We start from the raw sequence: 24562 nt of genomic DNA on the forward strand, positions 1-24562 counted from the left end.
TGTCCTGACCAGCCGTACCCGCAGCTCCGACGCGCCTGAGGCGTGCAGGCGCACGCCACCCCACGAGAACGGCAACCGCCCGCGGCCCTCGACCCCGGCGAACACCAGCGCGTGCAAGGCCGAGTCCAGCAACGCCGGATGCATCCCGAACGAGCTCATGCCCTGCGCGTTCGGGGCGACTTCGGCGAACACCTCACCGTCAGCCCCCCGCCAGGCCGCCCGCAATCCCTGGAACGCCGGTCCGTAGTGCAGCCCGCCCTCGGCCAACTGCTCGTACACCCCCTCGACGTCGATCTCCGTCGCTCCGTGGGGTGGCCACATTGCCGGTGCCTCGATTCCGGGGGGAGCGCCACGTGCCAGCAGGCCGACCGCGTGCCGTACCCAGCCCTCGTGGTCGTCGCCGTCGTCCGGCCGGGCGTGAATGCTCAGCCCACGGCGCCCCTGCCCATCGGCGGGCCCCACCCGCACCTGCACCTGCACCGCGTCCCGCTCGCCCAGCACCAATGGCGCGACCAGGGTCAGCTCCTCTACCAGGTCACAACCGACCTGGTCACCTGCCCGGATGGCCAGCTCAAGGAAGCCGGTGCCGGGAAACACCACCGACCCGCCCACCACGTGATCAGCCAGCCACGGATGGGAGGCAAGCGACAGCCGACCGGTGAGCAGCGCCTCATCGGAGTCCGCCATCCGCACCGTGGCGCCCAGCAGCGGATGCCGCGCGGCGGTCAGGCCCAGGCCCCGGGCGTCCCCCGCCGATGCGGGATGTGGCCAATACCGCTGATGCCGGAAGGCGTAGGTGGGCAGATCCACCCGGCGGGCACCGGGAATCACCGTCTTCCAGTCCACCGGCACGCCGTGCACATGCAGTTCGGCCAGCGCCGAAAGCGCGGTGCGCTGCTCATCGCGGTCACTACGCAGCACAGGCACCAGCACCGCTTCGTGATCGCCGAGGGTTTCCCTGGCCATCGCCGTGAGAACCCCATCGGGGCCCAGCTCCAGATAGGCGCGCACACCTCGGCCGTCCAGTGCGCGGACCGCGTCCTCGAACCGCACGGCGTTGCGGACCTGGTCGACCCAGTAGCCCGGCGAGCAGACGTCACCGGTCGATGTGGAGACGATCGGGATCTGCGGCGAGTGGTAGGTCAGCGTCTCGGCGACCGCGCGGAAGTCCTCCAGCATGGGATCCATCAACGACGAATGGAACGCGTGCGACACCCGCAGCCGCTTCGTCCGGACCCCTCGCTCCTGCAGTGCGGCGGCCGCCTCCAAGACGGCCCGCTCGGGACCCGAGATCACCGTCGACGACGGACCGTTCACCGCGGCGATCGACACCCCCGCGAACCCGGATACCTCCGCCTCCGACGCCTGCACCGCCACCATCGCGCCACCGGCGGGAAGCGCCTGCATCAACCGCGCCCGCGCCGCAACCAGCCTGCACGCGTCCTCCAGCGACAACACCCCGGCCACATGCGCCGCGGTGATCTCACCGACCGAGTGACCGGCCAGCGCGTCGGCCTTGACGCCCCAGGACTCGACCAGCCGGAACAGGGCGGTCTCCACCGCGAACAACGCCGGCTGCGCCCACCCCGTCTGATCGAGCAGCCCAACCTGCCCGGCGAACAGGACCTCCCACAACGACCCGTCGAGCAACGGATCCAGCTTCGCGATCACCTCGTCCATCGCCTGCGCGAACACCGGATATCGCTCGTCCAGGTCCCGTCCCATGCCCGCGCGCTGGCTTCCCTGGCCGGTGAACAACATCGCGAGCCTGGCCTGCCTGCCATGGCCCTTGATCACCCCTGCGCCGGAGCCGCCGCCCGCCAGCGCCGCCAGCCCGGCACGCAACTCGTCACGGTCGGCGGTCACCACAGCGGCCCGATGCTCGAAGGCCGGCCGCGTCGTCGCCAGTGAGAACGCCAGGTCGGCCACAGCCGTCCCAGGCTCGGCATCCACGTACGCGAGCAGCCGCGCCGCCTGGGCGTGCAGTGATTCCCCTGTCCGTCCGTACACCAGCACAGGGACCGCGCCGGGATCCGCCGGTGTCTCTCCCCGCCCTTCGACGGGCGGCGCCTCCTCCATCACCACATGAGCGTTCGTGCCGCTGACCCCGAACGAGGACACACCCGCCCGGCACGGACGGCCGGTCTCCGGCCAGGCCCGCTGCTCGGTCAGCAGTTCCAGCACACCCGAGTCCCAGTCCACCCGCGACGACGGTTCGTCCACGTGCAAGGTCCTGGGCAGCGTCCGGTGCCGCATGGCCATGACCATCTTGATCACACCCGCGACACCCGCGGCGGCCTGGGTGTGACCGATGTTCGACTTGATCGACCCCAGCAGCAACGGGCGCTCCCGGTCCTGGCCGAACGTGGAGATCAGCGCCTCGGCCTCGATCGGGTCGCCCAAGGTCGTACCGGTCCCGTGCGCCTCCACCACGTCGATGTCCGCCGCCGACAGCCGCGCGTTGGCCAGGGCGTCGCGGATGACCCGTTGCTGCGAAGGCCCGTTCGGCGCGGTGAGGCCGTTGGACGCCCCGTCCTGGTTGACCGCCGTCCCCCGCACGACCGCCAGCACCTCGTGCCCGTTGCGCTGGGCGTCCTCCAGCCGCTCAATCGCGAGGACACCCACGCCTTCCGACCAGCCCGTCCCGTCGGCGCCCTCGGCGAACGACTTGCACCGCCCGTCCGGGGAAAGGCCGCCCTGGCGGTTGAACTCGATGAACGTGCTGGGGTTCGTCATGACGGTGACCCCGCCGACGAGCGCCAGCGTGCACTCCCCCGTCCGCAGCGACTGGACGGCCCAGTGCATCGCCACCAGGGACGACGAGCAGGCCGTGTCCACCGTCACCGCCGGGCCTACCAGGCCAAGCGTGTAGGAGACCCGGCCGGAGAGCACGCTGTTGGCCGTGCCCGTGATCCCGAAGGCGTCGATGTCACGCGGCAGGCTCTCGCGGTAATCGGACGACATCGCCCCGACGAACACCCCGGTCAGGCTGCCGCGCAGTGCGATCGGATCGATTCCCGCCCGCTCGACCGCCTCCCACGACGCTTCGAGCAGCAGTCGCTGCTGCGGGTCCATACCCAGTGCCTCGCGCGGCGAGATGCCGAAGAAACCGGCGTCGAACTCCGCCGCTTCAGGAAGAAAGCCACCGGTCAACGACTGCGGTACGGCGCCGCCGTACAGGTCCCTGAGCCTGGCCAGATCCCAGCCGCGGTCGGCGGGAGGCCCGGAGATGGGGTCGCCGCCCGTGGTGAGCAGACGCCACAGGTCCTCCGGGGACGACACACCTCCGGGGTAGCGGCAGCTCATGCCGACGATCGCCAGCGGCTGCTGGTTCTGTTCTTCGAGGTCGTGGACGCGTTGCCGGGTACGCCGCAAATCCGCCGTCGCCCGCTTCAGGTACTCGCGGAGTTTCGCCTCGTTGTCCATGTCAGCTCAACCCTTTTCGACGCCTTCAACCCGTTGGCAGCGCAGCCAGTCTCAGCGTCCGGCGGCCTGAAAATCCCTAGTACCCGTCACCATCTCGACGTGAGGATGAGGTCTCCCAGCTCAAGCTCGCGCGAGACGTTGTGGAGATCGGATTCGACCATCATGTGCATGAGCTGCTCGAACGTCACGCTCGGCGCCCAGCCGAGCTCTTCCTTGGCCCGGGTGGCGTCGGCGCACAAGGTCTCCACCTCGGCGGGGCGCACGAGCCCCGGGTCGATGATCACGTGGTCCTGCCAGTTCAGCCCGACGTATTCGAAAGCCATGCGGACGGCATCGTGCACCGAGTGCGTTCGGCCGGTGCCCACGACATAGTCCGTGGGCTCGTCCTGCTGCAGCATGAGATGCATGGCGCGGACATAGTCGCCGGCAAATCCCCAGTCGCGGACCGCGTCGAGGTTTCCGAGGTACAGCTTGTCCCGCAACCCGAGTTTGATCTGGGCGACGGCGAGCGAGATCTTCCGCGTCACGAATTCCGCGCCCCTGCGGGGCGATTCGTGGTTGAACAGAATCCCGGAGACGCCGTACATGCCGAACGACTCGCGATAGTTCCGGGTGATGAAATGCCCGTAGGTCTTCGCCACCCCATAAGGGCTGCGCGGGTGGAAGTTCGTCATCTCGTGTTGCGGGCTCTCGACGACCTTGCCGAACATCTCGGAGGACGATGCCTGGTAGAAGCGGATCTGGCCGCTGCCGCCGTTGCGGGACTTGTCGAGCCCGCATACCAGGCGGATCGCCTCCAGCGTGCGGAGCACACCCATGCCGTTGACGTCGGTCGTGAGTTCGGCCTGCTCCCATGACATGGGGACGAACGAGATGGCCGCGAGGTTGTAGACCTCGTCGGGCTGCACCTTGTCCACCGCCGCGACCAGGCTGCCCTGGTCGAGCAGGTCGCCGTTGACGAAGCACAGGTCGCTGACAAGGCGGCTGATCCGGGATTTGCGTGGGTTGGCCTGCCCTCTGATCAGCCCCCAGACCTGATAACCGAGGGACAGCAGATGCTCAGCCATATAGGAGCCGTCTTGACCGGTGATACCGGTGATCAGCGCGCGCCTGGACATGTGTTTCCTTTCAGCACCGCGGACGGAAAACTCGCGGACGCGCAGAATCCGTTTCGCTGCCGTCGCCGTGATCGTCACAGGTGATGGGATCGAAATTCGTCGAAGCCGAACCACGGCAGCCACCCGTGATCCGTTCACGGCTCGGCCGTGAACGGATCACGGGTGACAAGAAAGAGCTGCGCCCAGACCAGCGAAATTCGCCTATTCGGCCATCTTCGTCCGCTCGAACCATTGGAACACCGGGAGATTCTCGCCGTCGATCATCACATATTCACCGGTGTGCACGAAATGCTCGTAGCCGGAGCCTAGGATGATCTTCACTTTCTCCTGCCCGTCGCCGGACAACGGGGAGTGGCCGTATTTGAACGAGCACTGCGGTCCACCGTCGAGCACGATTCGAGCACTGGTCACGATGACACCTCCATCACAATGGCAGTTCCCAGGACCTATTTCACGAACTCGGGCAGCACCCGGGGCGGCCAGGAGCCGATCCGGAAAATACCCATGGAATACGCTTTGGAGATCAGGGCAGGGCGGTTGCTGGCCTTCATCTTTCGCAGCAACGTCGACACGTGGTATTCGACCCCGCCGCGGCTCAGATAGAGCATCGAGGCGAGTTGCACGGTCGACACGCCCGACGCGACCCCTTCGATGACGCGCGCCTCCATGGTGCTCAGCAGCTTCTTCCTGCCGATCAGCAGGTCGTCCCTGTGCTCGCTGTCCGGCCGCACCAGCACCATGACGCTCTCGACATAGCCGGCTTCCCCGTGCAGCGCGAGGCCGGTGAGCTCGCCGCCGAGCACGGTTTCGTCCGGCCGCACGGCGATCACGCGGCCCTCGAACCTGGCGCGGTGATGATCCATCAGATGGGCGAACTGCTGGCTCAGCTTGTCGCGGACGCTCGGATGCAGCAGCTCACAGAACGCCCGCCCGCGGATGTCCGCCAGCGACCGCCCGAACTGCCGGGTGAATTCGAGATTCGCCTCGATCACCCTGGTCCCGTGATCGAGACTCGCCACGCATATCCCCGACCGGTCGAGAAAAGACCGGTAGTGCTCGATACCGTCGTGGACATCTCGCTCTCCGGGGAGAAATTCCAGTTCCCCATCGATGAGGGCGGCTCCGACATCAATGCTCATCTGACGACCACTCTCCTCCGGCGACAGTCGATGCTCTGTTTACTTCGAAGCAACGATCGAAAGCACCTGTTAGCATCGTATTAACCCCCCTGAAACCCGTCAACGAAACCGGGGACGACCGGCGAAAGACTGTGGTATGCGGGGGCGGCAGGTTCGGAGCTTGCGGTGCGGTTCACCCGCCATGTTCGGTACCGAACTCAGGGCAACGCGGAGCGCCTGACATGCGAAAATAATTAATCACACTCCTGGGCGTGCCGAATTTATCGGCCCGCGCTCAGCACCTCGACCAGCGCTGCCCTGCCGCTCACTCCGAGCTTGCGATACGCGCTCGTCAGGCTCTTTTCCACGGCACGTCTCGTCACTCCGAGAGAATCGGCGATCTGCTGGTTCTTCCAGCCCTTCAGCACGAAGGCCACGACCGTTTCCTCGGACTTGGACAGTCCATCGCGTTCCGGCACGACGAGGCGCAGCGCAGGTCCATGCAATTCCGAACCGCCGGCCCATGAAACGCCGCATTCCTCAGTGATTCCGCGGCTCTCGGAATCGCACTCCTCCGCCTCTGCGGAACTCAGTCTCGCGCCGAGCGCCATGAGCGCCCTGGCCAGCTCGATCCGGTCCTCGGAACGGCGAAGCGTGTCGACGGCCTGCCGGAGGAGATCGACACCCGCCTCACCCGGGGTAAGCGCGCCACGCAGCCGCAGCGCACGGCCGTACACCGCGGGGGCGCCCCAGGCCCGCGCGCAGGCGAACTCCTCATCGACCAGCTCGACGGCCTGCGCGCGCCCGAGCCGGTGACTGACCGCGGCCGCCCACACTCGCCAGGGGTACAAAGCCGGGTTCGTCCATGCGCAGCGCGACAGCTGCTTGCCGCTGTCGAGGAATCTGTCCAGGGCGGCGCCCAGATCGCCGCGCGCCACGTCCAGCATCCCTCGCACCATGCGGTGCGCGACGACGACGCGGAGATCGCAGCTCTCCGGGCACAGCTTGATCACCCGCTTGCCCAGCTCGACATCCCGCGTTTCGAGTGCGACCAGGGCTAGCGTCCAGATCGCCAGCGTCGTCGCCTCCGGCCAGGCCGGGTCGGCGGTGTCGACCACGCCCAGCGCGGCGCTCTTCGCCTGGGCCGGTTGGCCTGACGCTCGCAGGATCACGCTGCGTTGCGCGTCGACCAGCGCGGTGACCCCGTCGAGCGACTGGTGCCGGGCCCGGTCCCGCACCCCGTCCAGCCAGCCGGCCGCGGGCGCCGCCGCGTCGGCGAGCACCAGAGCCGGGATCAGCAGCGGAAGGGCGGTGTAGGCGTATCCGGTGTTCCTCGGCTCTCGCTCCAGGATCCGGGCGGCCAGGGCGGAGGACTCAGCGGCCGTGATGCCTCCGCTGATGGACGCCGCGTACACCAGTACGGCCAGCAGTTCCCGCCCCGCCCCCGTGGACATCGGCGCATCCGAGCCGAACCCTGCCAGCCGGTCGAAAGCCGCCCCCAGCCCCGCGGCATCCTGGACGCGGAGATAGCGGATGCGGGCTTCCAATCGCAGGCCGAGGTCCCCCTGGTCGTAGGCCGGTCCACGATCGTGGAACCAGCCTGCGGTCTCCTGGACGAGCGCGCCCAGCGACGGGTTGGCCGCGCTGAGCGCGGGCGGGATCCACAGGGCCGCGACCGCGCGCTCCGCAGCCGAGGTGAGCATCGGTACGGCCTGCGCGATGTGCGTGACCGAGGACGCAAGGTCCAGTTCCCGCTCTGCGGCGGCCAGATCGACCAGGCCTCTGCCGCGGACCTCGCTGTCGGGTGGGCTGTGTAGCAGCGTGTGCCGAAGGTAGCGAACCGCCTTCCTCGCGGAACCGTGTTCGAGCGCGGTGCCGGCCGCCGCGCGCAGGGCGTCGATCTCCCACGGCTCGTAGCCGGAGGTGACTAGCAGGAGCTGGTCCGCGACGTGCTCGGCCGGGTGCCCGGCGGCGTGCAGCAACGTCGCCGCCCGGCGATGCATCACGGACCTGGTGCTGACGCTCATCGCCGATTCGATGCCATGCCGTACGCTCGAGTGAACGAAGCGCGGGTGCTGGCCGGGCGCGAGCAGACCGAGGCGATCGAGCGTCTGCATCGCGGATTTGTAGTCGATGCTGTCCAGACCCGCGAGCTCGCTGACCAGCTCCGTCTCAGCCAGGTCTCCGAACACGACCATCGCCTGCGCCAAGTCCCTGACCGTCGGAGGTTGCAGGCCGAGGCAGAACATGCGCCGGTCGAGCAAATAGGGCTGGCTCATCGTGCGAAGGTCACCGATCTCGGACGCGAACGGCTGGACACCCGCCGTACGCAATCCACGGAGCATCGCGGCGAGCAGGGCGGGGTTACCGCCGCTCACCTCGTGACAGGCCACAGCGAAGCCGAGGTCGCACGGCTGCCCGAGATCCTCGCCGACGAACCGGCGTACGCCGTCGACGGACAGCGGCATCGGGTACAGGGTGCGGGCCGCCGACGCGGTGATCTCCCTGAGCAGCAGGTGATCGGGGGCCGCGCATTCCTGTGTGAAGGCTCCGACGACCACGACGCGCGCGCGGCCCAGACGCTTGGCCAGGTACGCCAGCCAGCGCAGGGACGCCGCGTCCGCCCACTGAAGGTCGTCGACCACGATCAGCAGCGTCTCGTCCCTGCTGAGATTGACGACGAGCGAGTTCAGGCCCGGCAGGATCGACTCCAGCGCGAGCGACCGGTATGAGCCTGTGGACCACGACCCGTCGAAGAACATCTCCCGCACCATGCCGGCCGCGCCGCCGAAGCAGGCCTTCCAGCGGGCATCGGGCACTTCCGCCACGAGCGGTTCGAACAGTTGCTGGGCGAGGCCGAAGGTGAAGCCCTGTTCGACCGGCGTGCCCCCGGCCCACAGGACCCGCGCGTTCGAGGCGGCGGCATCGGCGATGGAGCGCAGCAGAGCCGACTTGCCGACGCCGGGCGGGCCCACGACGACCATGGTGGATCCGTCACCTGTCTCGGCCCCGCGGAGCGCCTGCTCCGCCTGTGCCAGTTCCTTTCCACGTTCCAGCAGCATGGAATCAAGCACCCACGTTCTGCGCCGCCGGGATCGGGTTCCGGCGGGAGGCGAGTTCGTGACGGCGGGTGATGCCGAGTTTGCGGTAGATCCCGGTCAGCCGCAGTTCCACGGTTCTGACGCTCACCGACATGACCTTCGCGATGGCGGCGTTGGAGCGACCTGTGGCAGCCAACGCGGCGATGCGTTCCTCCTGAGCGCTCAGGGCGGCTTCGACCGGGGTCACGGTTCCTTGGGGAGGCTTGGTCGCCTCCAGCAGGTTCCGCGCTCTCGTGTAGGAGCCGCGCGACACCGAGTCCCGCAGGATCCGCACGGCGCTTTCGAGTTCGACGATCGCCTCGGCGCCGCGCAGCACGTGGGCCGCACCCAGGTGCGCCACTCCCAACGCGCTCGGGGCTCCCCACACGCGCGCCCGCTCGACGGCGTCCTTCGTCAGCCGTCTGGCGACTTCGCCGTTCCCGAGGGCGGCATGCGCCGCGGCGGCCACCGATCGCCAGGGCAGCAGCGCGGGATTCGACCAGCCCTTGGCCAGCAGGACACGCCCGCACTCGTCGATCTCGCGCAGCGCGGCCGCTGGATCGGCCAGTTCCAGGTGCACCTTGGCCCGCGCGAACAGCAGCATCGCCCAGGCTGCGCCGTGCTCCGCCCCCGACGGCAGGTGTTGCGCCAGCACTCGCACGGCCTCCTCAACGGCCTCACCTGCAAGATGCAGGTATGCCTCCAGCGCGAGAAAGAACGGCGCCGTATGGGGATGCCACGAGCTGAAAGGCAGTTCCAACCTGGCCGCCTCGAAATCACGCACCGCCAGATCGAGGTTGCCCCGCTGCATCTCGCATCGGCTGCGCTGGAGCAGCGCCATCGCGGCCGGTGCTCGCGCGCCACAGCGCCGGGCGTCCGCCAGAACCTCGTCCAGCCCTATCACCGCCTCGGCCACCTCGTCGGCCATGCGCAGCGCCCTGGCGGCGAGAATCCTCGGGCTGAACGGCTGGTCCGCACCCTTGAGCTCCAGGGCCGCTCTGGCCAGGTCCCGTGACCGGGGCATGAGCCGCCCGCGGGCGGCCAGCCTCCAGGCAGCGATTCCTGCCACCACCGGATCCACCGACCGGTCGGACGGGTTCGGGAACGACCGCATGGGCAGCACAGCCTCGGTCGTGCACTCGTCACCGGCCAGCCAGCCGATGGACGCCAGTGCCGCGACGTCCGCTCTGGCGCGCTCCTGTCGCGCGCACGCCGTAGCGACGGCGCGCAAGGTGGCAGGCGCGTCGCCCCTGGCAATGAGCAGATCGGCTGCCTGGACGAGCACCGGGACCGGAACCTCCGGACCGCTGTTCACCAGCACCTCCTGGAGGCGCCGGTCGCTTGCCGCCGGGCTGTGCCCCACCTCGGCCGTCGCGAGCTCGATGAGCAGGCGCTGCCGCTGCTCGCCGCCGACAGGCTCCCGCAGGCCCCGGCCGAGCAGGGCCGCGGCACTCTCGTGGTCACCGGCGGCCTGACGCCTCCTGGCCACTCGGCGCAGCAGATTCACCACCCACCCGGCGTCGATGCCCGGCAACTTCACCACCCATCCAGAACCGACCGGCGGAGCATTGAGGAGCAAACGGGCGAGCCGGTCCTCGGGAAGCACGGCGCGGTGCCCGAGGTCGACCGCGCGCGTCACCAGTGCCTGCCGCTCCCCCACACTCATCCCAGCCAGCGCCAGTTCGGCGGCGAGCGGGCTTACCGGGCTCGGATACTCGCCGTCGGTCGCCAGACCCGCTCGTACGAGCACGGACAGCGCCTGCTCCGGTGAGCTCGTCTGCGGCGGCGCCAAAGCCGTGAGCAGGCCGAGTCCGAGGCCACCCGCCCCGATCGCCATCGCCTGGAGCAATGCGAGAGCGTCGGCCGGCAGGTGGGCGAGGGAGCCTGCAAGCCGGTCACGACTCACCTGTACGGCCCGCTCCCGCAGATCCGGGATGCACGGCGCGGCCGGCGGCAGCTCGAACTGGTCGAGTACAGCCGAAAGAGCGGCCGGATTGCCTCCCGTGACTTCTGCGGCGGCGGTCACGAACGCCCCGTCGACCGGCCCGGGATACCGAGAGACGATCACCTGCCGGACCCCCCGCTCGGTCAGCGGCGCCACCCGGACAACACTGGCGCTTTCCTGGCCGCCGACCTGAACCAGAAGGATCGGAACATGGCGCAGCCGCGGCGTCATGGCCGCCAGCCACTCCTTCGACTCCTCGTCCGCCCATTGGGCGTCGTCCAGGGCGATCAGCAGCGGCCGCTTCCTGGCCAGCGCCGCGATCTCCCCGCACAGCACCGGGATCAAGCTCGTCGGATCCGCCGCCCATAACCTGCGGTTAGGCGCCGGGCCCCCAGCGTCGCCCAACCCTGAGAGGATCTGCGTGACCACGCCATAGCGGAGATCGACCTCGGCGAACGAGCACCGTGCGAGCACGGCCGGCAGTCCCGCTTCCCTGGCGTGCGCCACGACTGTCCTGAGCAGGGCGCTCCTTCCGGTGCCCGGCTCTCCGGCCACGGTCACCATGCCGGACCGTCCGTGCTGGAGCTCGGCCACCCGCCTGCGCAGCCAGTCCGTCTGCTCCTCGCGCTCGGCCAGGAACTCCGATACGGCTACCTCTTCGAGTCTCAGTCCACTTCCGCTGGGCATCCGGCACCTCGAATCGACGATGCATGCGCCTGAGTTCAAGCACCCCAATCGCCTGGTGAGAGAACTTTAGTCATCTTCTGTTGGGATTTGCAAGCAATCGGGCGTTGATTTGCATTTGGTCGCCTTTGTTTGCCTGCGATCGTCCAACGAAGATCAGACAGGCGCAACACTGGCCTCACCTCGATCCAAGGCCAGCCACGGGCACTGGGCCATGCAGAACAGCACGCAGAAGTGTCAGTCGAGCCGGCGCAGCCCCTCGTGCACACGGATGATCACCTCAAGCGACGGTTGCACCTCCGCCGTGGCAGGTGGCAGCACCTTGACCAGGTTCCAGCCCATGGCCTTGCTGACGAGCGCGAGCGCCGCCCCGATCGGCATCCGGAGCCGGGCCGCGATCTCGATCACGGGCGTGGGCTGCCGGCACATGTCGAAGACCAGCCGGTACTCATCGGACAGGGTGGGACTCCGGACCGTCTGGATGCCCTCGGGCGTCACCGAGATCAGCGAGTCGATGCGTAGCGGATCCTCGTCGAGGGCCAGGATGTACGGCCGCTGCCCGACCGGCTGCTCCATGGCGAGCGACCCCGGCGCGGAAGTCCCGATGTCCCGCTGATCGCCATCGTCGAGCTGCTCCCGCGCGTCTTCAGGCGGAGCTTCTTCGATCGCGACGGCACCATCCTCCGCGGGCGCGTCTTCCATGGGCTTGGGCAGGAACTGGTGCTCGGCCCAGGTCTTGTAGTCGCCCCAGCCGCCGAAGGCAAGGGGGTGGAACCGCGGTCCGTCACCGTATCGCTGTCGTTGCCTCCTGTGCGCGGACATCGCGGGAACCTCACCTGACTCTCAGAAGATCGAGCTCACGCGACGGCGGAAGGGCGACCTGGCCACCTCCATCTACCCCCCGGCTTCGTCGCGCGGTCGTGGCCGCTACGAAAGTCCGTCGATTGTCCCCATCATCACCTAGGTGTTTGCGCAGTGTTCTGCGATGAACGGCGATGTCACCCGGTCCCGGCCTGATCTGGGCCCGTTTCACGAAGCGCGTCCAGCACCCACTCCAGATCCGCACGCCCGCTAACATCCAGCTTACGGAAGATGCTGGTCAGGTGGATCTCCACCGTGCGCACCGCGATGCTCAGCGCCTGGGCGAGCTCCCGATTGGTGGCGCCGGACGCCGCGAGTTCCGCGACGCGCCGCTCCGCCGCGGTCAGGAGGTCCGCGCTCGGGAACATTCGGCCGCCCGCGGCGACGAGCCGATCCCGCGCCTTCGCGGCCGGCTCGCGGAACCCGCACCGCACCGACACACGCACAGCCTGGCGGAAATGCTCACGGGCGCCTTCGCGGTCGTCTGCACGCAGCAGCGCCTCGCCGAGCAGGATTTCGGCTCGGACGAGATACCAGCGGGCGGAGGTGCCCGCCAGCGTCTTCACCGACTCCGCGAGCACCTCCACTCCGGCGCTCCCTTCGGTGATCGCCCCCCTCGCCAGCAGAGCGAGTCCCCGCGCGGACGTCGTGCCCCAGACCGCGGCGAGTTGCTCCCCCTGCTCGACGAACTCCGACGCCTCGTTCCTGCGATCAAGATCAGCGAGCAGGCACGCCGCGTCCAGCCACCAGGGGACGAATCTCGGATTCCTGGCTCCCGTTTCGGCCAGCAGGGCACCGCAGGCGGTCAGTGCGGCCAGCGCGTCTTCTGGGTCACCTCGCCACGCCGCCAGCTGCGACCTCGTCATCAGCACACGCGAGTAATCGAGGAGCGACTTCTCCATATCGAACGCAGACAATTCGGCCAGGTTGGAATCGGCCCGCCCGATATCGCCTCGTTGGGCCAGCGCGACAACCAGCGCCGTACGCGCCGCCATACCGCCCCTCGGCCATGAGCGCTCATCGGCGAGCCCGACGGCGCGGGTCGCGTCCGTCAGAGCCTGGCCGAGGTCCCCCGCCTCGCCCAGGATCAGGGAGCGCGTCGATAAAGCCATCGTCCTGCCCCGGTCGTCTCCATGCTCCGTGGCGTACATGATCATCCGGTCCACTGCCTGAACCGCTTCCCCGACCTCGTCGGCCAGCGAGAGCACATACGCGGCGGGACCTGCGGCCCAGGTGACATCCGCCCCGCTCAATGCCCGACGGGCCAGCGCCACACACGCTCGCGCTGAGGTTCCGGACAATGCGGCAACCATCGAGCGTACGGCGAGCGACTCCGGCAGCTCCATCGTCGTCACGTGCTTGGAGAGCATCCTGGTGGACCGGTGCCGCTCCCCGAGCAGCGACAGCGCCGACCGGACCGAGGTGCGAAGCTCATGGTCATCACCGAGGTCCGTCAGGATGCCACCCAGGGTCGAGATCGCCTCCACCTCCTTGCCGGCGGACGGCGCGATCCCGGCCAACTGGACTGCGAGCCGGGCCCTCCCCCGCTGGTCATCGTCCCCTTCGATCCAGGCGTGGAGCATCTCGTACGCCCCCACCGGATCGTCAAGCCCGACCAGCCGCGCCAGGTCGGCCCGCACATCAAGGCCGGCGGGATCAGCCGCGACCAGCCGACGCAGATGTCGCACCGCCGTCGCCACCGACCCGTCCCGTTCGGCGGCGTGCGCCGCCGAACGGAGCACGTCCAGCATCCAAGGTTCCGGAAGCCCGGACAGCCGCACCAGTTGCGCGCAGATCTCCTCGACCGGCCGGCCGGCATCGTTGAGCAACCGGGCGGCCAGCCTCCGCGAGCGCTCCAGCTCGCCTGCGGGCATCGTGCTCAGCACCCTGGAACGGACCTGATCGTCGTCCAGGTCCACCAGGCCGGCTTCGATGACCTCCTCGTCACGCAGGATGCCGGTCGCGGCGGTGACCAGCGGCTCCGGGACCGCGCCCAGCATGCCCACCAGTTCCGCGTCGGCCCCTCCAAGGACGGCGACGGCCTCCACGACCTTGCGGATGTACGCGGGCTGCCGATCGAGGACCACCAAGACACGCCTGGCGAAGAGCTCGGCACCGAGTTCTCTGACCCTCTCCTCGCCCCGGTCACTCCCCATACTCAACTGCTCGAACAGCCGCACCAGAAGCGACGGATTCCCACGGCACACGCGATTGCAGACCCCCGCGAACGGCGCGTCAGGCTCGACGCCCAGCCATCGCCGGGCCAGCTCCCCAGCCGCCTCATCGCGCAACGGCGCGAGATCGATGGTCGAGCACCCACGCCCGCCGGCACCGCGGTGCTGCGCGAGCACGACCAGCAATGGCAGCCGATGCCTGCGATTCAGGAGGAATTCCAGCCACGTCAGCGACTCGTCGTCACACCATTGCGCGTCGTCGAGCATGATCACCACCGGCCCCGGGGCAGCCGCCTCGATGACGCGCCGGAGCAGCCGCTGCGACCGTGGAACGGCAGGGCGTTCGGCTCGGCTCCCACCCAACAAGCCCTCCGCCGCATGCCATGATCGTCGGGCATCGGCGGCCAAGCAGGCGCCACGGAGAACCACCGCTCCGGCGGCCCGGGCACGCCCTTCGAGGACGTCCAGCATGGTGGTCTTGCCGGACCCCGCAGATCCGCGGATCAGGATCATGCGCGCCTGCCCTTGAGCAGCCTCATCCAACTCGGACACAAGCGCATGGATCTCGGCCGTCCTGCCCACCAACCCGGCCACACCATGGGTGATTCGTCCAGACATGTTCACCCTCCTGATCCAGGGTTACCCTCGCGTCAGTCAGGCACGCAGGCATGCTTCACAACCTGACAAGCCAGGAGTTGAGCTTCCCTCAGTTCTCTGGACACTTGGCCTGAGGTCACCCTTGATCATCAGGAAGGATGTCCTTCATGCCCGCACCTCACCCGCCCGAGTTCCGGCGCCGCGCGGTCGAGCTCAAGGTTGCCGCGCGACGGCTCCCGACGCGCGAGAGCCACGCCGAAATCAAGATCACCGATATCACCGCGGAAGCGGGCAAGGCGGTGGGCGCGTTCTACCGGTGTTTCGAGGACAAGGACACCCTGCTCGCCTCCCTGGCCGAGGGTGTCCAGACAGCGCTGCGCTCCCACGCCGTCGAGCAGCTGGGCCACGAGCACGCGATCTCCACGACCGACGACATCCGCCGCCATGTCCGGGCGTACCGAGCCACCTACCACCGCCTCGCGGAGAGCCCGGGAGGCGACGGCGACGAGGCCATCGAGCCCCTGCCCGGGCTCATCGCCCGGAGGCTCACGGGCGGTGCTCACCTGCGGCCGCCCAAGACATCGGCCAGCACATTGAGCGCCTCGATCACCCGCTCACGATCCTCACCCAGCCCCGCCAGCAGCTCGGCCTCCCTGGCCAGTTGCTGCGGGAAGATCGCGTCCACGGCCGCCTCCCCCTCTGGCGTCAGCCGGACCAGCGCGGCACGGCGGTCGGCCGAGCTGGGTTCGCGCACGACCAGGCCGCGGTTCTCCAGCCGGGTCAGCGTCTTGCTGATCGCCGCGCGCGAGTGCCGCATCCGGTCGGCAAGCTGGCGGGCGATCGTCGGGCTGGGATCGTGGCGCAACCGTAGGCACACGTCGAGCTCAGCACTGGTGAGCGTGGCGTCGACGTAGAGCGGATCCAGCTCCTCGCCCAGCAGCGCGATGACCCGCTTCAGCGGGCCGATCACCTCCATGGGCGAGGTGTCGAGGTCGGGGCGGGCCGCGGCCCACAACTCACGGACGCGATCGGTGGTGCGGCTCATGCCATCCTCAGAAGTAATTGTTAACTGGTTGACTACTAGTTTACCTTTGTCATTATGACCGTCACCACGACGTCCCGCCGTCCGTTGCTACTGACTGTGCTGGGCCTGCTCACCGCGGTGGCTCCGCTGGCGATCGACATGTACGTGCCCGGCTTCCCGAGCCTCGGCCGGGAACTGGCCGCGAGCGAGGCGTCGGTGCAGCTGTCGATGAGCGCCTTCCTCGTCGGGCTGGTCACCGGCCAGCTCGTGATCGGGCCACTCAGCGACCGGCTGGGACGGCGCCGGTTGCTGGTAAGCGGCACCGCGGCCTTCGCCCTGCTGTCGGCCGGGTGCGCGCTGATGCCGACCGCGCCGCTGCTGGTCACCAGCCGGTTCCTGCAGGGCTGCGCGGGGGCCGCCGGGCTGGTGCTGGCTCGCGCCGTGCTGACCGACCGCTTCGCCGGGCCTCGGCTGCCGGTCTACTTCTCCGTGCTGGCCATGATCCTCGGGGTGACCCCGATCCTCGGGCCGCAGCTGGGCGGGGTGATCGTGACCACTTCAGGCTGGCGCGCGGTCTTCTGGGCGCTGGCAGCCTTCGGGCTGGCGCTGCTGGTGGCGACCTGGCTGGGCGTGCCGGAGTCCTTGCCTCCCGAGCGGCGCTCCCCCGGCGGGCTCCGTACGGCTTTCGCCGCGATGGGCGCACTGCTGGGGCGTCGTGACTTCATCGGATACACGCTGACCCTGGGATTGGCGGCCGGGGCGATGTTCGTCTACATCGGGGCGTCCAGTTACGTCTTCCAAGACGAGTTCGGGATGAGCGCCATTCAGTTTGGGATGGTGTTCGCCGTCAACGCGGCCGCCATGCTCGTCGCCAGTGCCTCTTTCGGGATGTTCGCCCGGCGAGTCGCGCCGCCCTTGCTGCTGTCGGGATACCTCGCCGTCAGCGCGCTCGGGGCGCTCGCGCTGGCGATCCAGACCGTCGTGGCGCCCACCCTGGCGGGCACCTGGGCGTGCCTGGCCGTCGTGCTGTTCGGCGTCGGCGGCGTCTTTCCCGCGGTCACCACCATCACCCAGACGATCGGCCGGGCCCGCGCCGGCGCCGCGTCCGCCCTGTCCGGCGCCGCCGCCTACCTGTTCGGCGCCCTCGCCGCCCCGCTGAGCGGCACCACCCTGCCCGCCATGGCGCCGGTCATGCTGGCCGCCCTGGCGCTCGCCGTACCGGCTCTGCTGGCCGCGCGCCCGTGGCGACCGGTCTCCGAAGGGAGTTTCGCGTGAACACCATGCGCCTGATCACGCTGCTGGCCGCGCTGAGCGGCCGCCCGATCCGCCTGTCCGGCATCGCCGCCCCGGACGCCGACCCCGCCAGCGTCAGGGTCGCCGCGAGCCCGGCGGGCCAGATCAGGCCGGGGCGGGCAACCCGCGCATATCGGGGCATCGTTTACGCCGAGCCAGGTCGCGCGCTGCGCATGGACATCCTCGTGCCGCGAGCACCGGGTCCGCACCCGCTGGTGCTGTACGTGCCCGGCGGCGGCTTCGTCACCGCCCGGCGGCAGATGGCCGGACGCCAGCGCCGGTATGTCGCGGAGGCGGGATTCGTGGTCGCGGCCGTGGAGTATCGCACTGTCCGCGACGGGGCGACCTACCGCGACGGGGTGGCCGACGTCGCCGCGGCGCTTGACTTCCTGCTCCTGCACGCCGGCCGGTACTGGATCGACGCAAGCCGAATCGGGGTGTGGGGCGAGTCAGCGGGTGGCTACCTGGCCGCCATGACCGGGGTGATCGACGCCAGGGTCGGCGCGGTGGTCGACGCGTTCGGCGCCTCGAACCTGGCCACCGTGGCCGAGGGCTTCGACGCGACCACGGTGGCGGCCTTCACCGGGCCGGGCACCGCCTTGCCCGCCTACCTGCTCGGACCGGGCGGGGACTTCGCCAATCAGCCCGCCGAGGTGGCCGCCGCCGACCCGGTCAGCCACGTCAGCGAATCGGCTCCGCCGTTCCTGCTGTTGCACGGCGACGACGACCGCATCGTGGCGCCCGCTCAGACCGCCCGCCTGCACCAGGCCCTGCGCCGCGCCGGCGCGGACAGCACGCGCTATGTGCTGGAGGGCGCCGGCCACGGCGCGCTGTCGGCGACCGCCAACGTCTGGACCGGCACCCAGGTCATGACGATCATCGTCGACTTCCTCCGCTCCCGGCTGGGCGGCCGTGCCTAGGACGGCGGGTCCGGCTGGATCGCGGCGGCGCTCAGGGCGTCGGCGAGGCGGTCTACACCGCCGCTTCGACGGGCTCGCGTCGCTGGAGGCCGTGGACGAGCAGGTCGCGGCCTGGCGGGACGCGATCACCGGATAGGAGCGGTGGAGATGTGAGGTGACCGTGCGCGGCGGCAGGAACAGGCGGTCGACGATCTCCGCGTAGGTCAGCCCGCGGACGGCGAGGATCACGATCTCGCGTTGCTGCGCGGTCAGTCGGGCGAGTGAAGCGGGAGCGGCGAAGTCGGCGATCGCGAGCCAGGAGAAGAGGTGATGCAAAGGGGTGCCGTCGTCGTTGGAGTTGCGGTGCAGGAGACACACCGGATAACGATCAGAGTTGTCCGGGATCAGCCATGCGGTAGAAGAAGGGGCCGAGCCCTGCGGAGGCGACAGCTTGGACGAGCGGAAGGTGGTCTTCCAGCATGCGGGCATGCTCCAAATCCCCGACGTAGACGGGGTCGAAGCCGGCGTCGACGATCAGTTGCTCGGTGACCTGCCGAGCGTCCGGGTCGGCCGCGAACAGATTGCTTGGGCGGACCCGCTGCTGTCCGATCTGGTCGTAGATCACCGCCCAATTGGTGTTGAAGCTCTTGGCGGTCGGCCCGCCGATGATGGACTTGATCTCGTGCGCCTGCGACGCGAACTGGGCGGAGCGTTCTCCGTGGGCATTGGTCGCATCGATGGTCACCTTGCCGGCGATGCCCGTCACGTTCTCCAACGCCGCCGCGATCGCCGGTCCGGGCACGGCGACCAGGACCACGTCGGCAGCCGATCCGTCACCGCCGCCACGGCCCAACGTGATGACTTCATGCCCGGCCTTGGACCAGATCTCGGCCAGCCCGCCACCGATGCGCCCCCGGCCCACCGCGACGACCTTCATGTGCGCTCCTGTCTGGCTACCTGACCGTGACCCCTAAGGCCGACGTTCAGATCCTTACACACCGATCTGCTCCGTGATCAGCGGGTGCAGCTTGTCCATCCCCGCCGACATAGTCGTAGCGACTACGACAGCGGCCCGGTGATTATGATCGATATACACCCATTTACTGTGGCAGATCGAAGCCGATCGCCCGTGTATGCCTCCGCCCCGACCTGCGGTGACGCTCAGAGCAGACGTCTCCCAGGGCGCGGTGGTCTCGTCGTCGGCGAATACCCAGTGAACGCTGGCCACCGAGAAGTGCTGGCCCTTGTTCTTACCCGCCGGGATGACCAGCTTGCGGGCGATGTCGGGCACGGCCACGCTCGCGAACAGTGCCCTGACCCGCCAGCGACGTCTCCCGCACGTACTGCCGCTCGCACTCGGCCATTCCGGCGAAGAAGGCGAACAACGCGGCCCCGTGCCCGGAGAAGTTGTAGCTATGAGACGGAGGGCCGTACAGCGGTCTCCTTTCGTGGCGCGATCGCGTACCGGGTCGAGCGAGCCCACAGAATTCCTGCCGCCGCCATCAGATACGGCAGTGAGATGAGGATCGGGGTGTATTCGCCGATGGCGATGTTGGTGATGATCGCCCCGACCATGGTCAGAACCAGGCCACCGGCCGCGACCGGAGTCAGGACCGGCAGGATCCTTGTCGCCGCTGGGACGATGAGCCCCAGCCCGCCGAGGACCTCGGCCACTCCGGCGATCTTCAGCAGCACCACAGGAATGCCTTTGTACATCGCGATCAGCTCGGCCGCGGAGGCGCTCACCTTCGGCAGCCCCGTTGACACGAAAATGAATGCGGCCATTCCCGAGACGATCCACACCAGTATCTTCATGACCACACGTCGAGCATGCCGCCACGTTTTCGACATGCGGGCCCAAGCTTTTTCGCCGAATTCCCCCTGCCCGGCCCGCAACGGGCACCGCTGGTCCGATCTGTGCCGGTGGACCCGAGCGCGACCGAGCGCCTGTGCATCTGGTCGGCGCCGGGCTTCCCGTGCGAGTGCTCGACGAGTTCTTCGATCTTGGGCATGAACGCGTCGAGCAGCCTGGCGCGCCGGGCCGGCTCGGAGACATCCGCGCCGGCCCGGCGAACCTCCTGGCCGCCCTGGCCGCCACCGACCTGGACGCCGTCTATCCCACCACCTGCATCACATCACTGGATCTCCATCCCGGTCGAGGGGGGAACTGGTAGAGGGGCTTCCCCCACGAACGCGAACACCGATCTCAGGCGGCAGGCCTCAGACTATCTGCCATCATCTCGTAGGCGATCGGGCTGAGTTGGCCGAGGCGGGAGTGCCGTCGGACCGTGTTGTAGCTGGTGATCCACCGGAACACGGCCAGGCGGGCGGTCCAGGCGTCGGGCCAGTGGCGCGCACCCTGCAACGTCTCGCGTTTGAGGGTGGCATTGAAGGACTCGGCCAGCGCGTTGTCGGCGCTGGTGCCGACCGCGCCGCGCGAGCGCGTGACACCGAGCCGGCGACAGGCCCGCGCGAACTCCCGCGAGCAGTACTGCGCCCCGTTGTCGCTGTGAAACACCGTGCCGTCCAGACGGCCGCCTCGGGTATGCGCGGCTGCCTGTAGCGCGTCGATGACGAGCTCGGTGCGCATGTGGTCGGCGATCGACCAGCCTGCCAGCCGACGCGAGTACAGATCCACGGCCGTGGCCAAGTACAGGAAACGGCCGCCGCCGACGGGTAGATACGTGATGTCGCCGACGTAGCGGGTGCTCGGCTGCTCGGCGGTGAAGTCGCGCTGGATCAAGTCCGGAACCGGGGCCGCGTCCGGCTCGCCGATGGTGGCGCGGATCTTCTTGCGCAGCCGCAAGCCCGGCGATGCCGTGCTCGCGCATCACCCGTTCCACCCGCTTGTGGTTGACCTTCATTCCGGCGGCGCGCAGCTCAGCCGTCATCCGGGGTGATCCGTAGGTTCCGTCGTGCTCGGCATGGATCCGGCGCATCCGCTCGGCCAGCTGCTCATCGGCCTGGCGGCGGGCCAGCCGCGCCGCAGTACCCTGCAACCATCGGTAGAAGCCCGAGCGCGATACCTGCAGCACCCGGCACAACCGCTTCACGCCGTAGAGCGCTTTGTGATCCTCAACGAACTGAAAGCGGTTCAGGGCGCGTCAACTAACTACTGCTCGGATTGATGTTGGTTTCGTAGCGGCGATCGCGTTCTGGAGGGCGTCGATCGTGCGGGGTGGATGGGTCCTGCGGAGCTGATCGAGGGCCGTGGTGATGTCGGGGGTGGCGAAGCCCAGCAGGGGCATGGTGCGGTGAGCGTGGTAGCTGAGAGTGTTGCGGTCCCGGCCGAGCAGCTGGGCAGCCAGCGTGAGCGTGACGGTGTTGCGGCGGTTCAGGAGCGGCCAGGACGCGGTGCCGGTGGTCCAGGAATCCGAAGCCGGGGTTGTATCCGCGCCGGTTGATGCCCTTTCTCTTCTCGCGTTCGGCCTCGGCCAGGACCCGGCGCCAGGGCTCGAGTTCGATCACGAGCCGGTCGAATTGTTCGCGGGAGATGCCGGTCAGGGCGGGGTGGGTGAGCAGGTGAGTGGCCTCGGCCGGGATCGGCTGGCAGCGGAGGTGATCCGTCCGCTGCATCGGCCGGCACGCCAGGCGATCAGATACCGGTGAGGCCGGTTAGCGCGGATTCTCGGGGTGCTGGAGAGCGTCGCGTAGGGAGGCGCGGGAGGTGATGCCGAGCTTCGGGAAGACCTGGTAAAGGTGGGTGGAGACGGTGCGCGGGGACAGGTTCAGGCGCTGGGCGATCTGTTTGTTGGTCATGCCAGCGGCGGCGAGCGTGGCGATCTCGTGTTGCTGGGGTGAGAGGCGGGTGTCGCCGGTCGAGGCGGTGGGAAATCCTGTGGCCCGGAGTTCGCTGCGGGCTCGTTCGGCCCATGGAGCGGCGTTGAGCCGGGTGAACGTCGCGAGGGCGGCGGTGAGGTGATCACGGGCCGATTGTGTGGCTTTGGCGCGTCGGAGGCGCTCGCCGTAGAAGAGTCTGATACGCGCCAGGTCGAACGGCCAGGCTGCGGCTTCGGGGAGGGTCAGAGCCTGTTCGAAATGGTCGTCGGCGGAGATCATGGCCGTCGCACCGTGGGTTACCAGGGCCAGCCTTGGGGAGAGCTCAGCGGTGTGTGCCTGATGCAGCGCCGCGACATGGGCTTTTGCCTCGGTGGGGTGGCCGGAGCGGACAGCGGCTTCGACGAGGTCGGGGACCAGGCACAGAGCGGGACCCTGGAGACGCGGGAGGGCGCCTGCGGGGGCGATCGAGGTCGCGTGCAGGAACGCTGCTTCGTACTCGCCTCTGACGAGAGCGGCCCGCGTTCTGACCTCGGCTGCCAGGACGCGGAGGAGCTGGAGACGGCGGGGCGCGGCGAAGCGGGTGATCTCGTCAGCGAGTTCTCCTGCCTGGTCGGTGTCACCGTGCACGGCGGCGAGCATGCCTTGGCGGTGGAGGAACAGCTGAGCCAGAAGGTGGTAACCATGTCGGCGGCTGAGCCGCAACCCGTCCTCGCTGAGGTGGGCGGCCTGATCCCACGCGCCGGATTCGTAACAGTGCCGGCTGAGGAGGTTCATGGCGTGGATGGACAACGTGACATGGTCGTCCGCATGGCGCTCCTCCAGCAGGCGCAGCAATGCCGCCCTGCATTCCTCCAGTCGGCCGACGTACTGGGCGGCCATGCCGATCCGGATCACTTCGACGGGGCCAGCCGCGGCAAGCCGGGTGATCGCGTCATCGAGTCGGCTGAGGTCGTGAGGCGCGGGATCGGCGAAGCAGCTGATGAGTAGTGACAGTGAATCCGGTACTGGCGGGGCCAGCTGTGTGACGGCGAGCCGGAGTGGCGTCCAGAGGTCCGGGCGGGCGCCGAAGCCGCTGATCCATGTCAGCGTGTACAGGCCCTCATGAAGGATCTCGCGCGGTATTTCTGGCTGGATCAGCCCGGCGTCGACGGCCTTGGCCAGCGGCCGGTGTGCCCCGTCGACGTCACCTGTGCCGCTGAAGAAGAGGTGCTGCGCCGTCGCGATCGCGGTCATCAACGAGGCCGCGTCGGTGCCGGTGGCCGGTAGGTGTTCCAGAAGGCGGGGCGCGTCGCGGAGGTTTCCCGTGGCGTCGGTGCCGAGATAGGCGGCTTCGGCCGCTCTGCGGCTGCGGTCGCGGCGGTCCGGGCTGAGAGTCGCGGCCCGGGTGAGCGCGGCAACGGCACCGGCGAGGTCGCCGCGTTCTCGTGTCCGGTGGGCCAGCCGTTCCAGCAGGTAGGCGACATGCTCGTCCGGCTCGATCGCCGCTTCCGCGAGATGAAGGATGCGGCGGTCCTCGTCTCCGTCGGGCCGCGCGGCGAGCATCTCGTGGACTTTGCGTTGTTCTGCGGCCGTGGACAGGTCCAGGACGGCGGAGCGGATGAGTGGATGGCGGAAAGTCAGGCGCATCGTCGCCCGATCCAGGTCGATCAGTCCGGCTTCGCGCGCCTCCCGCAGGGCTTCGGCCACTACCCGGCCGGGGAGCAGCGACTGAAATGCCGCGATTTCTCTGCTGCCGTCCAGGACCGCCAGCAGCAGCATTTGTCGACTGGTCTGCGTGAGGTCGGCGACTCTGGAAGCGAAGATCGCCTGGAGGCGCTGGCTGAGTGGAAGGAAACGAGGCAGCGGTGCGGATCCGGAGAGCTGGTCCGCATCGAGGGTGGTCGGCAGTTCCCGGAGGATCAAGGGGTTGCCGCGGGCCTCGGCCAGAAGGCGTCGGCGCACCGGGGAGGGGAGGTCCGGGAAGCGGTCCGTGAGCAGCGCGGAGGCCGACCGGTCGTCCAACGGGGCGAGGTCGTGGACGCGCGGGGCTCTCGTTCGGTGAGCGTCCCTCGTGACGGCCAGCATCCCGATCCGGGTGCCTGCCAGATCGAGCGAGCGCAGCACCAGGGCGCTTCCGGAGTCCAGCCAAGGAAGGTCGTCGATCGCCAGCAGGAGAGGCCGGGGACGCGAGGCGTGCCGGAGCATGACCAGGGTGGCGTCGGCGACGGTGCGCTGCTGCGGCGCCGGTCCGGAGGCCAGGCCCAGGGCGGTCGTGAGAGCGACCTGATGTCGCTCGGGAAGGCGGGTGAGTTCGTCGAGCAGAGGATGGAGAAGCTGATGGAGCCCCGCAAAGGGCAGGTCGCCTTCGAAGGATGTTCCGGAGGCCCGGAGTACTCGGAATCCGCTGTCCGCCGCCTGGGTCGCCGCGGCGTGCAGGACCGCGCTCTTGCCGACTCCCGGCTCCCCGGTGATCATGAGAGATCGGCCGCGCCGGTTGGCGGCGGCCTCGACGAATCCGCCGATGGCAGCCAGATCGCGGTCCCGGCCGTGCAGCACGCTCGCCTCCTCCCGCGCCCTGTCGCCA

General features: G+C 68.9%; 17 protein-coding genes and 3 pseudogenes (1 of these 20 cut by a window edge). 3 read left to right on the forward strand and 17 right to left on the reverse strand.

The window, feature by feature from the left end; all coding sequences use genetic code 11:
- The 10 genes from ACWCSU_RS10280 to ACWCSU_RS10325 form a co-directional block, all read right to left on the reverse strand.
- Positions 1 to 3426 carry the 5' portion of a type I polyketide synthase gene (locus ACWCSU_RS10280; RefSeq protein WP_449934785.1) on the reverse strand. Its footprint begins 24282 nt before the window's first position, so 3426 of the gene's 27708 nt are visible here — the first part of the coding sequence; it begins with the start codon at positions 3424 to 3426; its stop codon lies off the left edge, out of view.
- A gap of 86 nt (positions 3427 to 3512) precedes the next feature.
- Positions 3513 to 4622 carry a GDP-mannose 4,6-dehydratase gene (locus ACWCSU_RS10285; protein ID WP_449934786.1) on the reverse strand — a complete coding sequence of 370 codons (1110 nt, stop codon included), beginning with the start codon at positions 4620 to 4622 and terminating at the stop codon, positions 3513 to 3515.
- A gap of 123 nt (positions 4623 to 4745) precedes the next feature.
- Positions 4746 to 4955: a DUF5988 family protein gene (locus tag ACWCSU_RS10290; RefSeq protein ID WP_449934787.1), complete on the reverse strand. Its 210-nt coding sequence runs from the start codon at positions 4953 to 4955 to the stop codon at positions 4746 to 4748.
- A gap of 35 nt (positions 4956 to 4990) precedes the next feature.
- Positions 4991 to 5683 carry a LuxR C-terminal-related transcriptional regulator gene (locus ACWCSU_RS10295; protein ID WP_449934788.1) on the reverse strand — a complete coding sequence of 231 codons (693 nt, stop codon included), beginning with the start codon at positions 5681 to 5683 and terminating at the stop codon, positions 4991 to 4993.
- A 260-nt stretch (positions 5684 to 5943) separates the two neighbouring features.
- Entirely contained in the window at positions 5944 to 8724 is a 2781-nt protein-coding gene (locus ACWCSU_RS10300; protein ID WP_449934789.1) for a helix-turn-helix transcriptional regulator, read from the reverse strand.
- A 4-nt stretch (positions 8725 to 8728) separates the two neighbouring features.
- On the reverse strand, positions 8729 to 11374 hold the full coding sequence (locus tag ACWCSU_RS10305) for an AAA family ATPase (protein WP_449934790.1): 2646 nt from the start codon (positions 11372 to 11374) through the stop codon (positions 8729 to 8731).
- A gap of 234 nt (positions 11375 to 11608) precedes the next feature.
- Positions 11609 to 12193 (reverse strand): DUF742 domain-containing protein, encoded by a 585-nt coding sequence (locus tag ACWCSU_RS10310; protein ID WP_449934791.1) that lies wholly within the window; start codon positions 12191 to 12193, stop codon positions 11609 to 11611.
- Positions 12194 to 12369: 176 nt separating this feature from the next.
- Positions 12370 to 15024: a BREX system ATP-binding domain-containing protein gene (locus ACWCSU_RS10315; protein WP_449934792.1), complete on the reverse strand. Its 2655-nt coding sequence runs from the start codon at positions 15022 to 15024 to the stop codon at positions 12370 to 12372.
- Positions 15025 to 15152: 128 nt separating this feature from the next.
- A complete protein-coding gene (locus ACWCSU_RS10320) occupies positions 15153 to 15416 on the reverse strand; it encodes a hypothetical protein (RefSeq protein WP_449934793.1) in 264 nt (87 codons plus the stop codon).
- A gap of 146 nt (positions 15417 to 15562) precedes the next feature.
- On the reverse strand, positions 15563 to 16048 hold the full coding sequence (locus ACWCSU_RS10325; RefSeq protein ID WP_449934794.1) for a MarR family winged helix-turn-helix transcriptional regulator: 486 nt from the start codon (positions 16046 to 16048) through the stop codon (positions 15563 to 15565).
- Positions 16049 to 16102: 54 nt separating this feature from the next.
- Between ACWCSU_RS10325 and ACWCSU_RS10330 the strand changes: the two genes are divergently transcribed.
- Positions 16103 to 17302, forward strand: coding sequence for a Bcr/CflA family efflux MFS transporter (locus tag ACWCSU_RS10330; protein ID WP_449934795.1), 1200 nt, complete (start codon positions 16103 to 16105; stop codon positions 17300 to 17302).
- Positions 17303 to 17307: 5 nt separating this feature from the next.
- Complete coding sequence (locus tag ACWCSU_RS10335) at positions 17308 to 18240, forward strand: prolyl oligopeptidase family serine peptidase (protein WP_449935097.1); 933 nt, start codon at positions 17308 to 17310, stop codon at positions 18238 to 18240.
- 147 nt (positions 18241 to 18387) lie between these two features.
- Here ACWCSU_RS10335 and ACWCSU_RS10340 read toward each other — a convergent pair.
- From ACWCSU_RS10340 to ACWCSU_RS10355, 4 genes and pseudogenes are all read right to left on the reverse strand, one after another.
- Positions 18388 to 18708, reverse strand: a pseudogene (locus ACWCSU_RS10340) (sigma factor-like helix-turn-helix DNA-binding protein); the annotation flags it as partial.
- A complete protein-coding gene (locus tag ACWCSU_RS10345) occupies positions 18608 to 19156 on the reverse strand; it encodes an NADPH-dependent F420 reductase (protein ID WP_449934796.1) in 549 nt (182 codons plus the stop codon). The gene ACWCSU_RS10345 and the pseudogene ACWCSU_RS10340, both read right to left, overlap by 101 nt.
- Before the next feature lie 54 nt (positions 19157 to 19210).
- Positions 19211 to 19516, reverse strand: a complete 306-nt coding sequence (locus ACWCSU_RS10350; RefSeq protein WP_449934797.1) for a hypothetical protein — start codon at positions 19514 to 19516, stop codon at positions 19211 to 19213.
- A gap of 116 nt (positions 19517 to 19632) precedes the next feature.
- Entirely contained in the window at positions 19633 to 20034 is a 402-nt protein-coding gene (locus ACWCSU_RS10355) for a DoxX family protein (protein WP_449934798.1), read from the reverse strand.
- A gap of 134 nt (positions 20035 to 20168) precedes the next feature.
- On the opposite strand from ACWCSU_RS10355, the gene ACWCSU_RS10360 reads away from it, so the two are divergent.
- A complete protein-coding gene (locus ACWCSU_RS10360; protein ID WP_449934799.1) occupies positions 20169 to 20393 on the forward strand; it encodes a hypothetical protein in 225 nt (74 codons plus the stop codon).
- A 32-nt stretch (positions 20394 to 20425) separates the two neighbouring features.
- Here the strand turns inward: ACWCSU_RS10360 and ACWCSU_RS10365 are convergent.
- The 3 genes and pseudogenes from ACWCSU_RS10365 to ACWCSU_RS10375 all read right to left on the reverse strand — a co-directional run.
- A pseudogene (locus ACWCSU_RS10365) lies at positions 20426 to 21317 on the reverse strand (IS3 family transposase); the annotation flags it as partial.
- Between the two features lie 10 nt (positions 21318 to 21327).
- Positions 21328 to 21768 (reverse strand): annotated as a pseudogene (locus ACWCSU_RS10370) (ISAzo13 family transposase); the annotation flags it as partial.
- Positions 21769 to 21834: 66 nt separating this feature from the next.
- Positions 21835 to 24534, reverse strand: coding sequence for a helix-turn-helix transcriptional regulator (locus ACWCSU_RS10375; protein ID WP_449934800.1), 2700 nt, complete (start codon positions 24532 to 24534; stop codon positions 21835 to 21837).
- Positions 24535 to 24562 lie beyond the last annotated feature (28 nt).

The organism is Nonomuraea sp. NPDC001699 (genome assembly GCF_053596455.1).